Below are 14,293 nucleotides of genomic sequence, written 5' to 3'. Positions count from 1 at the left end.
ACACGGCATTTTCTTTTCACGAAACTTTATTTCATGTCCACCACCGCCTTCAGACGGCATTTTCCTGTTTCATGCCGCCTGAGACCACCCAAACCCGCATTCTCCTATATAATGTCGGACTTTGCGCCGCATTTCAGGATTCTTTAATGGCATTTGCCTCACTATTTACCCTGCCGGACGACATCACCGCCGTTTTGGACGATGTTGCCCTGATGACTAAAGCCGCCGCAAAGGAAACCGCCGGCGTGGTCGGCGACGATTTGGCATCCAATGCCAACCGGGTTACAGGCGTATCAGCAGAACGCGAGTTGCCGATTGTTTGGTCGGTGGCGAAAGGTTCTTTTGTCAACAAGCTGTTTTTTGTGCCTGCGGCTCTGCTGCTTTCCGCCTTCCTGCCGCAACTCATTACGCCGCTTTTGACGGCAGGCGGGATTTATCTGTGCTTTGAGGGCGTGGAAAAGCTGCCGCACAAGTTTCTGCACTGACATGACGTGCATAATGACGGCGGCGAAACGACGGTTGACGAGCAGGCTAAAATCAAAGGTGCTATCCGTACCGACTTTATCCTGTCCGCAGAAATCATCATCATCGCGCTGTGCGTGGTCGAGCAATACAGCCTGATAACGCGCTCGCTCGTGATGGCGGCAATCGGCATCGGCATGACTGTTTTGGTGTACGGAATCGTCGCCGTCATCGTCAAACTCGACGACTTGGGCATGCTGCTGATGCGCCGCCCACAAGCCTTTTCGCGCAGTTCGGGGCAAATGCTGACTGCCTTTATGCCTTGCTTTATGCGCGGTTTGAGCGTGGTCGGCACGCTTGCCATGTTTCTTGCCGGCGGCGGACTGGTCGCCCACAACCTCGGCCTTCTGCACGATTTCCTGCACGCGCAACACTGGGACGCTGTCTGGGCGGAGTACTTCGCCAACCTCGTTGTCTGACTGCTTTCCGGTTCGATTGCCTGCGCCCCCGCCTTGCCGCTGATGAATCGTTTCGGCAGGCATTGATTCCTTTTTCAAATACCGATGCCGTCTGAAAGACGTTCAGGCGGCATCTTCCGAACAGACAGACGAATATGTTTTCCAAACTGGACAAATACTGGCGGCACCCCGCCCTCTACTGGCCTTTGCTCATCCTTTTTGCCGCCGCCACCCCCTTCACCTTCGCACCCTACTACCACTTTTGGCTGATGCCGTTGATTTTCGGCGCCTTCGTCCGCCTCATCGAACTGCGTCCGCGTTTTGCCGCCTCTTCCGCCTACCTGTTCGGTCTGACCGCATACACGACACAGTTCTACTGGATACACACTGCCCTGCACGACGTTTCCGGCCTGCCCGACCTCTATGCCGTACCGCTGACCTTCCTGCTGCCCGCCTACCTTGCCCTCTATCCGGCACTGTGTTTCTGGCTGTGGAAAAAATTTACCCTGCCCCGGGGCATAAAGACCGGTCTGGTACTGCCCATCCTGTGGACGCTGACTGAGTTTGCCCGCGAGCGTTTCCTGACCGGATTCGGCTGGGGCGCAATCGGCTACTCCCAAATCACCCCGGACAGCCCGCTGGCAGGTTTCGCCCCATTGGGCGGCATCCACATGGTTACACTGGCGACCGCCTTTCTCGGTGTCTGGCTGGTTTTGGCGAGTGATAACACCGCACGTTCGGGCAAACGCCTGCTTCCAATTATCCTGATTGCCGCCCTGCTTGCCGCAGGCTACACCGCCCAACAAACCGACTTCACCCGCCCCGACGGCAGCCGCAGCACCGTCGCCCTGCTTCAGGGCAACATCGCCCAAACCATCAAATGGCGTGAAGACCAAGTTATCCCGACCATACAGAAATATTACGAACAGGTCGGCAAAACCACTGCCGACATCGTCATCCTGCCCGAAACCGCCATCCCCGTCATGCGCCAAAACCTGCCGGAAAACATACTGGCGCAATTTGCCGAACAGGCGCAAAACAACGGCAGCACGCTCGCCGTCGGCATCAGCCAATACACTTCGGACGGCAACGGTTACGAAAACGCCATCATCAACCTGACCGGTTATCAGGAAAACAATCAGGACGGCATCCCCTACTACGCGAAAAACCACCTCGTCCCCTTCGGCGAATACAAACCGCTGCCCTTCCTGACCACGCCGCTTTACAAAATGATGGATATGCCCCTTTCCGACTTCCGCAAAGGCGGCGGCAAGCAATCCGCCCTAATGATGAAAAACCAAAAAATCGCCTTCAACATCTGCTACGAAGACGGATTCGGCGACGAACTGATTGCCGCCGCCAAAGATGCCACACTGCTTGCCAATGTCAGCAATATGGCTTGGTATGGAAAATCCAACGCCATGTACCAGCATCTCCAGCAATCGCAGGCGCGGGCTATGGAACTCGGACGCTATATGGTTCGCGCAACCAACACCGGAGCGACCGCCATCATCGCACCCAAAGGCAATATTATTGCCCAAGCACAACCCGATACCGAAACCATATTGGAAGGACACATCAAAGGCTATACCGGTGAAACGCCCTATATGAAAGCCGGCAGCTCATGGCCGTTGATAGGAATATTGACCCTTATCACACTGATACTTTTCATAATGTAATGAACTTATCCAGCAAGGTGTCTATGTTCCTAACCCTAAATTACACTATACAAAAGAAATATCTGATATTTGGAAAAAAGAAACAAATGATTTTTTACCAGGGGAAAGTACTACAGTAAGTTTTGGCAATTGGGGTGGGAATATTAAAATTATAAAAACAAGAGATGGTAGATGGGCAGTAGAAACAGGTATAGGTACACCAAATGCCTCTTTCAGTCATGGTACAACATATCGATTGAGAAAACAATGAATAGAGTAAATAATGGTAAATAAAACATGGTTACGATTAAAAGTAAAATTAGGAGAGTTTTGTCTTGGGGCTATTCCTTTATTGATTATTTTGGTTTATTTTGGAGATACTAATGGAAAAAATGATGGTGAGATTGGAATAGCTAAAATCAAGCAAACCCATGCAACTAATTTTATCTCTGATATATCGAGAAGAATGGGATCTGCAACATGGGATTTGGGTAAGCCACGTATCAATCAAAGTAATGAATTTAAGTTTTCTAATGGAAAAATTAGATTTCTGCAATGTTCTCCTAATACTAAACATAATATAGAGCAGGTATTTGAGCAATACCGCTATTTAACAATTAAAGAACATAAAACCTTTGGAAAATATTTTTGCATTGATAACAATATTGTTATAAACATAGATTCGTTTGGGAATGGTTGTGATTTAATCTTTTCAATTCAATGGGATAAGTCATATTCAAATTGTTCTGAAATACTCTTGGATTTAGATTAAGCCAGCGTAGCCTGTGCAACCAACCAAAAATGTGAAATGGTAGGGTGTAATTTATGCACACGCGGTTTTGGTTTCTCTGAACTCGGTTTCAGGCTGCCTTTTCCGAAACAAAAAATCCTAATGCCGGAACTGTCCGCCAAAGCGGACAGTCTTTTCCATGATACTGTTTACATACAGAACCGAATGTAATATAATATCCAAATCGACCTAAAATATCAGGTTTAAAAAATCAATCGAAATCAGATATAAAATTTCCCTATTTATCAACCCCTACCGCATATCTTTTATCAAACGTACGAAACACAATCCAAGCAGTGATATACTGCATCCCAACACACCAAACCGCCGATACGCAGTTTCAGCCGAAAGGAAATGCCTCAAATGAATAACGCTTTCGCATTACCCGCCATCCAAAGCGGCAACGGCAGCCTCGAACAATACATCCACACCGTCAACAGCATTCCCATGCTGACCCAAGAGGAAGAAACACGCCTTGCCGAACGCCAACACAAAGGCGACCTCAATGCTGCCAAACAGCTTATCCTGTCCCACCTGCGCGTCGTCGTTTCCATCGCGCGCGGCTATGACGGTTACGGGCTGAATCAGGCAGACCTGATTCAAGAAGGCAATATCGGACTGATGAAGGCGGTCAAACGCTACGAACCCGGCAGGGGTGCGCGCCTATTTTCATTTGCCGTACATTGGATTAAGGCGGAAATTCACGAATTTATCCTGAAAAACTGGCGTTTGGTCCGCGTTGCCACCACCAAGCCGCAACGCAAGCTGTTTTTCAATTTACGCAGTATGCGTAAAAACCTCAACGCCCTGTCCCCCAAAGAAGCGCAAAGCATTGCCGACGACTTGGGTGTCAAACTTTCCGAAGTTCTGGAAATGGAACAGCGCATGACGGGACACGACATCGCCATCATGGCAGACAACAGCGATGACGAAGACAGCTTCGCCCCCATCGACTGGCTTGCCGACCACGATTCCGAACCGAGCCGGCAACTGTCGAAACAGGCACATTACGCGCTGCAAACAGAAGGTTTACAAAACGCTTTGGCGCGACTGGATGACAGGAGCCGCCGTATTGTGGAAAGCCGCTGGCTTCAAGATGACGGCGGTCTGACGCTGCACCAGCTTGCCGCCGAATACGGCGTATCTGCCGAACGCATCCGCCAAATCGAAGCAAAAGCCATGCAGAAACTGCGCGGTTTCCTGACCGAAGAAGCCGAAGCGGTTTGAAATATACACAATAAAATACCCGACAAAACAATTTGTCGGGTATTTTATTTGGTAAACATCAATGCGGTTTGTGCGTCGTGCCGTACACTATTTTATCCGTCCAAGCCATCGCAATCGCCGAAATCAAAAAGCAGACATGCACCAGACACTGCCACATCAGCTGCTTTTCCGACAGATTAGCGGAATTGATAAATGTTTGGAGCAAATGGATGGATGAATGCCGATAATCGACATCAACAGCCTCACCTTCAATACCGGTGCATTCACATGGCTCAACCATTCGGACCGGTCAGGATGGTCGTCGATGCGCAACCGGGATACGAACGTCTCATACCCGCCAATCAGCACCATGGTCAGCAGATTCGCAATCATAACCACATCAATCAGATTCAAAACAGCGAGCATGATGGCGTTTTCGTCCGACACACCCAAATTCATAGCCAGATGCCTCAACGATTTCAAAAACTTATAGGCATAAATCGCCTGTACCACAATCAACCCCGCATAAATCGGCACTTGCAGCCAACGGCTTGCAAAAATCATTTTGGCAAAAAACCATAGCCTGTTCGGGTTTTGGAGATTTTGCTTGATGCATTACCCTTCCTTGCAGCAACAAAAGCGCGTGATTCCAATCTACCGCTGCGAAATCTTCAATTTTTCACACCCGAAAACGCTTGCCGCCATATAGATGTGATATATTGATTCCATTTTAACGGACTTCAGAGAACGACATGAGCAGCGGAAATATCCACATCCACAGCATGACCGGCTTTGCCAACGCGGCGGCAGAGTGCGGTAGCAAACGCATCAACCTCGATATCCGCGCCGTCAACCACCGCTTTTTGGACATTCAAATCAGGATGCCGGATGATTTGCGCCATTTAGAAAGCGGCATCCGCGAGCAGATTTCATCCCATCTGGCACGCGGCAAAGTCGAATGCAAAATTCAAATCCAAGATGCGGAAAACAGAAACCAATCTTTGGAACTGAATCACGACTTGGTCGGACAACTTGCAGAAATCAACCAAACCCTCCGTAAACATCATGACCTGGCAAAATTGGGGGTTGCCGATATTTTACGTTTTCCCGGCGTATTGGCAAGCCAAAGGGAAAATACGGAAGAATTGGCAAAAAGCATTACCAAACTGACTGAAAAAGCGTTAAAAGACTTTACTGCTGCACGCAAGCGGGAAGGTAAGAAATTAGGCGAGCACCTGTTACAACGCCTCGAGTCTATGGAAGAAATCATCGGGGCATTGAGCGAAATCTTCCCCGAGCTGGTGGAAGCGCATAAAGAAAAAATCCGCGCCCGCCTTGCAGAAGCAGTCGGCAGCATCGACAACGACCGCCTGCAACAAGAGTTTGCCCTGTTTGTCCAAAAATCCGACATCGACGAAGAATTTAGCCGCCTGCGCACGCATATCGACGAAGTACGCCGCATCGTTACCGAACACAAAGGCAGCAGCGGCAAACGGCTGGACTTCCTGATGCAGGAATTAAACCGCGAAGCTAACACTTTGGGCAGCAAATCCATTGCCGCCGAATGCACCCGAGCCTCGGTCGAACTGAAAGTCTTAATCGAGCAGATGCGGGAACAAGTGCAGAATATTGAATAATCGGTTTCCCCGATAACCAAATGCCGTCTGAAAGCCCTTTCAGACGGCATTTTTTCAGGTTGAAACCTTTGCGGTATAAAGGCTTAGGGCTTTCCTTTGACCTCCACCAATCTTGTTCCTGCAAGAAAATCATACAGAAACTGCCGATCGGGATTCAGCAGTGCGAACCCCCACGGCAAAATCAGCCAAACCAATGCCGCGCCGGCTGCGCCCTTGGGTGGAATGCCGAGGAAGTGGCGCAATCCGGCATAAGCAAGCATAGGAATGAAGACAATGAATATGCACGCCCAAATAAAGCGCAGGCGCAGCAGGTGCAAAGACGGCTGCATACCGTTAACATCGCACAAACCGATTTTCCATGTCCTCATTGCCAAAGTCTGCCCCTGTCCGTGCCAGTTGGTGCGGAAATACACCCACCACGAACCCATTATCAGGATACTGGTTACCAAGGCGGAAAGCAGGGTAGAAACAGGATTGAGGAAAATGGCGGCGATACCGGCAATCAATGCCGCCAGACAGGTTGCCGCACCTGCCAGCAGCATTTCGTACGGTATGGCGGCGAAGCGGCGTTTGAGCGGGGCGGTTTTCAGTGTCATCATCTTTTCAATCAGAATATGCCGTCTGAAACGCCAATAGGCTTCAGACGGCATTGATGCAGATATGCCTTGCGGCGGTTAACGGTGCGGACGCTTCTGGCCGCGCGACTGTTTTGCCGCCATTTGGTTGATTTCCTGACGAGACGGACGTTTTTTGAACATGGCATGCGCCTCGTCAACCGAACATTTTTGCGACAGGCAGATTAAAGTAATGACATCCTTCTGGTATTGTCCGCCGCTATGATACATACGGCGCAGGTTGGCCTCATTGACTTTGCCTTTTTCCGGATCGATATCGAATTTTTTCAGACGTTCGATAAACAGACGCTGCTGACGGCGGCTGGTCCAAACAAAACCGCCCGCAGCGGCAGCGACGATGATGGCGGCAAGCAGGATGGCAAGCGGCCAGGAATCGACAATCAATACGATAATGAGGCTTAAAACGGCGGTAGTCAGTAAAATCAGGCCGCCCAAGCGCAGTTTGGTCTTATTGTCCATAGGGTTGATGTTCCTTTATTGAGGTAGCCATGCCGTCTGAAACACTTTCGGACAGATTGACAAATATTTATCGGGATTGACGGTATTTTACCGTATTTTCGGATTTTGGGGATTACCGCTTTATTCTGCCAGCGACACGACAAGCTGTTTGAACGCCGCCCACGCATCGCCGTCTTCCGCGCCTTTGATGATTCGGTCGATTTGGGCGCAGGTTTTGAGCGCGTCAAGCAGGCGGACGACGGAAATCCGCTTGACCGCAAGCGGTGCGAGCGTCTGTTTGTCGCCCCAAAGCCTGAGGCTGTTGCGGACGGATTGGATGCTCTGCCCCTGTTTCAGGGCGGCGGCAAGCCGGACCAGCGTCCGCACGTCTTCGGCAACCGCCCACAGCAACAGCACCGGTTCTTCGCCCTCTTCCCGCAATCCGTCCAAAAGCCTGCATACGCGCAGGACATCGCCCTTCATCCACGCGCCTGCCAGTTGGAACGCGTCGAAGCGGGCAACATTGGCGACGGCGGTTTGCGCCTCATCGATATTTAGGGTATGTCCTTTCGGATACAGCAGTGCGAGCTTGTCGATTTCCTGACGCGCCGCCAACAGATTGCCTTCCACGCGATCGGCAAACAGTGCCAATGCGTCTGCCTCGATAGCCAAACCGATTTTGTCCAGCCGTCCGCGTATCCATTGGGGCAAAGCCGCCGCGCCGACCGGTTTGGCTTCCCACACTTCCCCCTTTGCCGCCAATGCGGCAAACCATTTGGACTGAAGCTGGGTTTTCTCCAGTTTGGGCAGCAAAACCAGCGTTACCGTATCTTCTGGCAGTCGGGCGGCAAAATCCTGCAACGCCTCGCCGCCGTTTTTGCCGGGTTTTCCGTTGGGGATATGCAGTTCCAACAGCTTCAAATCGGCAAACAGACCCGCACTGCCTGCGGTTTGCAGCAGTTCGTTCCAATCGAAAGACGCGTCGGCGGTATAGGCTTCACGATTGAGATAACCCTGCTTCTTCGCCGCCGCCCTCAATGCGTCCAATGCCTCGATACGCAACAGTTCTTCCTCGCCGTGGATGACGTACAGAGGTTTCAAAGGCGCGTCCGTATCGATGCGTCCGATATGTGCCACCACGTCATTCCGCCTTCAGAAAGGTCAGGCGGCGGACAATCTGTTCGGCAACATCCTGCCGCATTTCCGCCCACAGGGTTTCTTCTTCTTCCTGTTTGCCCAAAATTTCGTTGTCCGCATAAGCAAGAACGCGGCGGACGGACACGGTCATCGGTTTGCCGACCGGCTCGCCGCGTTTCAATACCTGCGCTTCAACCGTCAATATCAAAAGATATTCGTTGATGACTGCCGCACGGGTAACGGTATAGGTTTCCTTGTTTTGGTAAACGCTGTCTATACGCAGGGTCATCTGCGCGCCGGCAGCATCGTCCACCCTGCCCGAAGCCTGATACAGCGCGGTTTCCAAGGGGAACTGCAATGCCTGTCCGCCTTCGATGTGCCAGCTCCGGTAGGTCAGCGGCGGAGAAATGCCGTCTGCACCTTTCAGGTGGAAACCGCACGCGCCCAGCATCAGCACTGCGGCAGTAAGAAACAGTTTGTTCATGGCTTGCCTTTCTCAAAAGCACAAAGTCGGTAGATTATACCAGCGGCGTGTTCAGACGGCATTGCCGTCCAGCCAAATCAGGCTCGCCATACGCCCTGTCGCTCCGTCGCGGCGGTAGGAAAAGAAAGTATCCCGTTCCAAAACCGTACAATGCGTGCCGCCGTACACGCCGCCCACGCCTTCGCGCTTCAGAATCAGACGTGCCAGCGCGTAGAGGTCGGCAAGGAATTTGCCGCCGCCTATGCCTTCAAATGCGGCGGCGGCTTCGGGCATGGGCGTGCAGAACGCATCAAACACGTCCTGCCCGACTTCAAACGCATCCGCACTGATGGCAGGGCCGAGATACGCCATGATTTCGACAGGCGGAACCTTCATCGCGGCAATGGTGTTTTGCAATACGCCGCCCGCCAAACCGCGCCAGCCCGCGTGTGCGGCGGCAACCGCCGTACCTGCCCTGTCGCAAAATAGAACAGGCAGGCAGTCTGCGGTCATCACGGCACAGGCGGCTTTACCCGTGTCGTCCACGGAAGCATCCGCATCGGGCGTGCCGTCCAATGCTTCGGCAGCGTTGACGACAATGGTGCTGTGGATTTGATTGAGGTAGGCAACGGGCAATCCGACCTGCTGTTGCACGATTTCGCGGTTGCGGCACACGGCTTCGGGATTGTCGCCGACGTGCGTACCGAGGTTCAAACTCTGATACGCACCTTGGCTCACGCCGCCGTTGCGCGTGGTAATCAGGGTTTTCACATTGGCGGGCGCGGGCCAATCGGCGATCAGGAAGTTTTTGCCTTTCGGGGCAAGATTTAGGGTTTCTGTGATGGTTTTCATTGGATATTGGAATAGGTGTGTGGCGGAAAGGGTTGATTAACTGCCTTCGGGGCAAATGGATGCTTGTTTTTTCGTCATTCCCGCACAGGCGGGAATCCGGAGATTCAGGATTGCTTTCAATTGTTCAAACGTTCGGATTCGGATTCTTGCAGGTGCGGGAATGATGCCCTTATATATAGTGGATTAAATTTAAATCAGGACAAGGCGACGAAGCCGCAGACAGTACAAATAGTACGGAACCGATTCACTTGGTGCTTCAGCACCTTAGAGAATCGTTCTCTTTGAGCTAAGGCGAGGCAACGCCGCACTGGTTTAAATTTAATCCACTATACTTTCTCCGAGCTTTATATGTTTCAACAGAGGACGGCACATCAAGCACCGCACTTCGTGTTGCCCGAACGAGACTGCCCTCCGATTAGATTCTATCGCCATAAACAGACGGGTTTCAACCGAAAAGGAATGGGGATAAAGTCCGTTTCCGACACCTCTCGGGCGATGCCGTCTGAAAACCAATCTCCATTTTCAGGCGGCATTGTTTAGGCGCGGTCATTTTGCAAATTAAGGTTAAGGCGTGTATGCTTGCCTTCCCTTAAAAACAAACACGCAACACATTATTATGAATATCCTCAGTAAAATCAGTAGCTTTATCGGAAAAACATTTTCCCTCTGGGCCGCGCTCTTTGCCGCCACCGCTTTTTTCGCGCCCGACACCTTCAAATGGGCGGGGCCTTATATTCCTTGGCTGCTGGGCATTATTATGTTCGGTATGGGTTTGACGCTCAAACCTTCCGACTTCGATATTTTGTTCAAACATCCCAAAGCCGTCATCATCGGCGTAATCGCACAATTCGCCATTATGCCGGCAACCGCCTGGCTGCTGTCCAAACTGTTGAACCTGCCTGCCGAAATCGCGGTCGGCGTGATTTTGGTCGGCTGCTGCCCGGGCGGTACGGCTTCCAATGTGATGACCTATCTGGCGCGCGGCAATGTGGCTTTGTCGGTTGCCGTTACGTCTGTTTCCACCCTGATTTCCCCATTGCTGACTCCCACCATCTTCCTGATGCTTGCCGGTGAAATGCTGGAAATCCAAGCGGCCGGTATGTTGATGTCCATCGTCAAAATGGTTTTGCTCCCCATTATTTTGGGTTTGATTGTCCATAAGGTTTTGGGCAGTAAAACCGAAAAGCTGACCGATTCGCTGCCGCTGGTTTCCGTTGCCGCCATCGTGCTGATTATCGGCGCGGTTGTTGGGGCAAGCAAAGGCAAGATTATGGAAAGCGGCCTGCTGATTTTTGCGGTTGTCGTACTCCACAACGGCATCGGCTACCTGCTCGGCTTCTTTGCCGCCAAATGGACCGGCCTGCCTTATGATGCACAAAAAACTCTGGCCATCGAAGTCGGTATGCAAAACTCGGGCCTGGCCGCCGCGCTTGCCGCCGCACACTTTGCCGCCGCGCCGGTCGTTGCCGTTCCGGGCGCATTGTTCAGCGTGTGGCACAATATCTCCGGCTCGCTGCTGGCAACTTATTGGGCGGCCAAAGCCGGTAAACATAAAAAACCCTAAACGCCTTTCATCATAATGCCGTCTGAACGGGACAAACGAAACCGGCGGTTTCTGCCCTGCCCCTTCAGACGGCCTTTGTTTGAAATCGGCAGGGACGATTGTCCGGCTGCTCCGGTTCGGCTGCCTGCGTTCGCCCCGCCTTTCAAGCCGCCTCACTCCCTTACATAAACCACTTCGACATCGTAGTCGTCTTCGTTCCAATCATCGTCGTCATCCGCGCCGAGTTTGCCCTGCCATTCCTCTTCATTGCTCAAAGACGAATCCAAACCGGCTTCAAGACGGAGAACGGACAACAAATGATATATATCGTCGGGAATCGGGGCTTCAAACGAAACGGTTTCGCCGCTTTCCGGATGGACGAAACTCAAGCGGTAGGCGTGCAATGCCTGACGCGCGCCCAAACTTTTAACGGCTTCTTTCACCGTGTCGCCGCACGGATGGCGCGGGTTGCCGTACACGGGATCGCCGGCAAGCGGATGGTTGGCCTCGCGCATATGCACGCGGATTTGGTGCGTCCTGCCCGTTTCGAGCGAACATTCGATATAGCTGTGCGCCAGATAGCGTTCCAACACTTTGACGTGGGTTACGGCAGGTTTGCCGCCGAATTTGACGACTGCCATTTTCAGACGGTTGTGCGGATCGCGTCCGATTTGGGTTTCGATTTTGCCGTCAAAGGGGACGATGCCGTTGGCGACGGCGCGGTAAATGCGTTTGACCGTGCGCTCTTGAAGCTGCCGCACAAGGGAATTTTGCGCCGGCAGGGTTTTGGCGACCACCATCAGCCCGCTGGTTTCTTTGTCCAAACGGTGTACGATGCCTGCACGCGGTACTTGGCTCAATTCGGGGCAATGCGCCAACAGACCGTTGAGCAGCGTCCCCGTCCAGTTGCCCGCCGCCGGATGCACCACCAGTCCGGCCGGTTTGTTGACGACGATGACGGTATCGTCTTCGTAAACAATATCCAAATCCATAGGCTCTGGAACAAACGCCAGATTCTCCTCACTCGGACGGACGGTTACACAAATTTGCTCGCCGCCTATCATTTTGTCTTTGGGTTGCGAAGGTTTATCGTTTACAATAACCGCGCCTTCTTTAATCCATGATGTCAACCGGCTGCGCGAGTAGTCGGGCAAAAGTTTCGCCAACACCGCATCCAGCCGCCCGCCGGCAAGCTCGAGCGGAACGGTCAGACCGATACGGTTTTCAGTTTCGGAAGCTGACGCAAAGTCTGAATCGTCGCTATAATCGGATTTATTATCAAAGGAAGTATTCTGCATGAAAAAAATTCTTTTAACGGTTTCATTAGGTTTGGCACTGAGTGCCTGTGCCACCCAAGGTACGGTCGATAAAGATGCCCAGATTACCCAAGATTGGAGTGTGGAGAAGCTCTATGCCGAAGCCCAGGACGAATTGAACAGCAGCAATTATACGCGGGCTGTCAAGTTATACGAAATCTTGGAATCGCGCTTCCCCACCAGCCGACATGCCCGGCAGTCGCAACTGGATACCGCATACGCCTATTATAAAGACGATGAAAAAGACAAAGCTCTGGCGGCAATCGAACGCTTCCGCCGCCTCCATCCGCAGCATCCGAACATGGATTACGCGCTGTACCTGCGCGGCTTGGTACTGTTCAACGAAGACCAGTCCTTCTTGAACAAACTGGCCTCGCAAGACTGGTCCGACCGCGACCCGAAAGCCAACCGCGAAGCGTACCAGGCGTTTGCGGAACTCGTCCAACGCTTCCCCAACAGCAAATACGCCGCCGATGCGACCGCACGTATGATCAAACTGGTCGATGCTTTGGGCGGCAATGAAATGTCGGTAGCGCGTTACTACATGAAACGCGGCGCATATATCGCCGCCGCCAACCGCGCCCAAAAAATTATCGGCAGCTATCAAAATACACGCTATGTCGAAGAATCGCTCGCCATATTGGAACTTGCCTACCAAAAACTCGGCAAACCGCAGCTTGCCGCCGACACGCGCCGCGTGTTGGAAACCAATTTCCCGAAAAGCCCGTTTTTGACGCACGCCTGGCAGCCCGACGATATGCCTTGGTGGCGTTACTGGCATTAAGCCCATCTTCGTAATGCCGTCTGAAGCCCTTTCAGACGGCATTTCCCGTTCCGGCGCAAACCTTTCCGCTCATTCAAACGGTTCTCCCTGCCGTTAACGGCAATGCCCTTTCTGTTTTTGACGCACACTGAAAACCAAAGGAATTCACTAAGATGAGAAATATGACAGAAATAAGGTGGAGGAATAATCAAGTTATCAGCATTGAGACTAAACGAAAGGATGAATCAAGAGAAACTAGGGTGTATGTGCTCGCTCAGATGATAGGGAAGGCTGAACTCCTGTTTTTCAATCTATTTAACACTGATAACAATTGGGATGATGTGGACTTAACCCAAGTTCCTATTCTTTTCTGCGCCACTGTTGCTCGTCAATTCATTAAAAGCAGCAATATCTTCAGGCAGAATATTAAGGGGATTGAGAACTATATCTCTCCAAAGCGTAAGATAGACCCCTTAGGTATGGGAAGTAGATGGATTACGCTCTGGGAAGGAACACCAAACAAAAAGAAAATTCTTATCATAGGAGATGGTAGGGGCAGACTCTTTGAAGTAGATACTTCCTCGGGGAAATACAATGAACGAGATATCATTGCGTCAATAAATAGAGACGATTTAGAAACGATTAATAGCTATGAATTGAGGAATGTACGAATCTATGCTGAGCTTAATGAACGGCTATATTTGTGTTACAAAATGGGGAGAAATGTAGACCCTCTAAAGGATTTGGTCTTTAATCTACCTATCCCCTTAGAATACAAAGAGTATATTGAGATCATATCAACCTAGAATCAACGACTTAAAGGGCTGAAATAATACACTCAAAGCATTTCTCAAAATCAAACGATATGGCTTACCGGCACGAACCGGCGTTAACGCCAAAATGCCGTCTGAATCCGTTTCAGACGGCATTTTATG

Annotated in this window: 15 protein-coding genes and 2 pseudogenes; 9 read left to right on the top strand and 8 right to left on the bottom strand. The window is 51.4% G+C overall.

Annotated features, from left to right (window positions below):
• Positions 1–146: 146 nt before the first annotated feature.
• From Q3O06_RS03160 to rpoH, 4 genes and pseudogenes are all read left to right on the top strand, one after another.
• A pseudogene (locus Q3O06_RS03160) lies at positions 147–1,007 on the top strand (DUF808 domain-containing protein).
• 68 nt (positions 1,008–1,075) lie between these two features.
• Positions 1,076–2,599 carry an apolipoprotein N-acyltransferase gene (gene lnt, locus Q3O06_RS03155; RefSeq protein ID WP_301817658.1) on the top strand — a complete coding sequence of 508 codons (1,524 nt, stop codon included), beginning with the start codon at positions 1,076–1,078 and terminating at the stop codon, positions 2,597–2,599.
• 262 nt (positions 2,600–2,861) lie between these two features.
• Complete coding sequence (locus Q3O06_RS03150) at positions 2,862–3,350, top strand: hypothetical protein (RefSeq protein WP_301668285.1); 489 nt, start codon at positions 2,862–2,864, stop codon at positions 3,348–3,350.
• A gap of 381 nt (positions 3,351–3,731) precedes the next feature.
• The gene (rpoH, locus tag Q3O06_RS03145) at positions 3,732–4,595 is read left to right on the top strand and encodes an RNA polymerase sigma factor RpoH (protein WP_301817656.1); all 864 of its coding nucleotides are present in this window, start codon (positions 3,732–3,734) and stop codon (positions 4,593–4,595) included.
• A 156-nt stretch (positions 4,596–4,751) separates the two neighbouring features.
• On the opposite strand, the gene Q3O06_RS03140 is transcribed toward rpoH, so the two are convergent.
• Positions 4,752–5,138, bottom strand: a complete 387-nt coding sequence (locus Q3O06_RS03140) for a YqhA family protein (RefSeq protein WP_301817654.1) — start codon at positions 5,136–5,138, stop codon at positions 4,752–4,754.
• A 188-nt stretch (positions 5,139–5,326) separates the two neighbouring features.
• Between Q3O06_RS03140 and Q3O06_RS03135 the strand changes: the two genes are divergently transcribed.
• Positions 5,327–6,211: a YicC/YloC family endoribonuclease gene (locus tag Q3O06_RS03135; protein ID WP_301817651.1), complete on the top strand. Its 885-nt coding sequence runs from the start codon at positions 5,327–5,329 to the stop codon at positions 6,209–6,211.
• A gap of 83 nt (positions 6,212–6,294) precedes the next feature.
• On the opposite strand, the gene Q3O06_RS03130 is transcribed toward Q3O06_RS03135, so the two are convergent.
• From Q3O06_RS03130 to pgeF, 5 genes are all read right to left on the bottom strand, one after another.
• Positions 6,295–6,861 carry an RDD family protein gene (locus tag Q3O06_RS03130; protein ID WP_301817650.1) on the bottom strand — a complete coding sequence of 189 codons (567 nt, stop codon included), beginning with the start codon at positions 6,859–6,861 and terminating at the stop codon, positions 6,295–6,297.
• A 24-nt stretch (positions 6,862–6,885) separates the two neighbouring features.
• Positions 6,886–7,305, bottom strand: a complete 420-nt coding sequence (locus Q3O06_RS03125) for a hypothetical protein (protein ID WP_301817648.1) — start codon at positions 7,303–7,305, stop codon at positions 6,886–6,888.
• Between the two features lie 120 nt (positions 7,306–7,425).
• Positions 7,426–8,424: a DNA polymerase III subunit delta gene (gene holA / locus Q3O06_RS03120; RefSeq protein WP_301817645.1), complete on the bottom strand. Its 999-nt coding sequence runs from the start codon at positions 8,422–8,424 to the stop codon at positions 7,426–7,428.
• A gap of 1 nt (position 8,425) precedes the next feature.
• Positions 8,426–8,905, bottom strand: a complete 480-nt coding sequence (locus Q3O06_RS03115) for an LPS-assembly lipoprotein LptE (RefSeq protein WP_301817644.1) — start codon at positions 8,903–8,905, stop codon at positions 8,426–8,428.
• 51 nt (positions 8,906–8,956) lie between these two features.
• Positions 8,957–9,736 carry a peptidoglycan editing factor PgeF gene (pgeF, locus tag Q3O06_RS03110; RefSeq protein ID WP_118791893.1) on the bottom strand — a complete coding sequence of 260 codons (780 nt, stop codon included), beginning with the start codon at positions 9,734–9,736 and terminating at the stop codon, positions 8,957–8,959.
• A gap of 174 nt (positions 9,737–9,910) precedes the next feature.
• Between pgeF and Q3O06_RS11140 the strand changes: the two are divergent.
• A pseudogene (locus Q3O06_RS11140) lies at positions 9,911–10,134 on the top strand (hypothetical protein); the annotation flags it as partial.
• Between the two features lie 218 nt (positions 10,135–10,352).
• On the top strand, positions 10,353–11,300 hold the full coding sequence (locus tag Q3O06_RS03105; protein ID WP_301817641.1) for a bile acid:sodium symporter family protein: 948 nt from the start codon (positions 10,353–10,355) through the stop codon (positions 11,298–11,300).
• Between the two features lie 152 nt (positions 11,301–11,452).
• Here Q3O06_RS03105 and rluD read toward each other — a convergent pair whose 3' ends face one another.
• Positions 11,453–12,577, bottom strand: coding sequence for a 23S rRNA pseudouridine(1911/1915/1917) synthase RluD (gene rluD, locus Q3O06_RS03100; protein WP_301817639.1), 1,125 nt, complete (start codon positions 12,575–12,577; stop codon positions 11,453–11,455).
• Between rluD and Q3O06_RS03095 the strand changes: the two genes are divergently transcribed.
• Both Q3O06_RS03095 and Q3O06_RS03090 read left to right on the top strand, forming a co-directional pair.
• Positions 12,576–13,379, top strand: a complete 804-nt coding sequence (locus Q3O06_RS03095; protein ID WP_033911979.1) for an outer membrane protein assembly factor BamD — start codon at positions 12,576–12,578, stop codon at positions 13,377–13,379. The genes rluD and Q3O06_RS03095 overlap by 2 nt on opposite strands.
• A gap of 152 nt (positions 13,380–13,531) precedes the next feature.
• Positions 13,532–14,164 (top strand): DUF8309 domain-containing protein, encoded by a 633-nt coding sequence (locus Q3O06_RS03090; RefSeq protein WP_301817634.1) that lies wholly within the window; start codon positions 13,532–13,534, stop codon positions 14,162–14,164.
• Here Q3O06_RS03090 and Q3O06_RS03085 read toward each other — a convergent pair.
• Positions 14,156–14,287: a hypothetical protein gene (locus tag Q3O06_RS03085; protein ID WP_301817633.1), complete on the bottom strand. Its 132-nt coding sequence runs from the start codon at positions 14,285–14,287 to the stop codon at positions 14,156–14,158. The two genes, Q3O06_RS03090 and Q3O06_RS03085, sit on opposite strands and share 9 nt — an antisense overlap.
• Positions 14,288–14,293: the final 6 nt, after the last annotated feature.

The organism is Neisseria maigaei, from assembly GCF_958267405.1.
Taxonomy (GTDB): domain Bacteria; phylum Pseudomonadota; class Gammaproteobacteria; order Burkholderiales; family Neisseriaceae; genus Neisseria; species Neisseria bergeri.
This window is presented reverse-complemented; position numbering and strand designations above follow the sequence as displayed.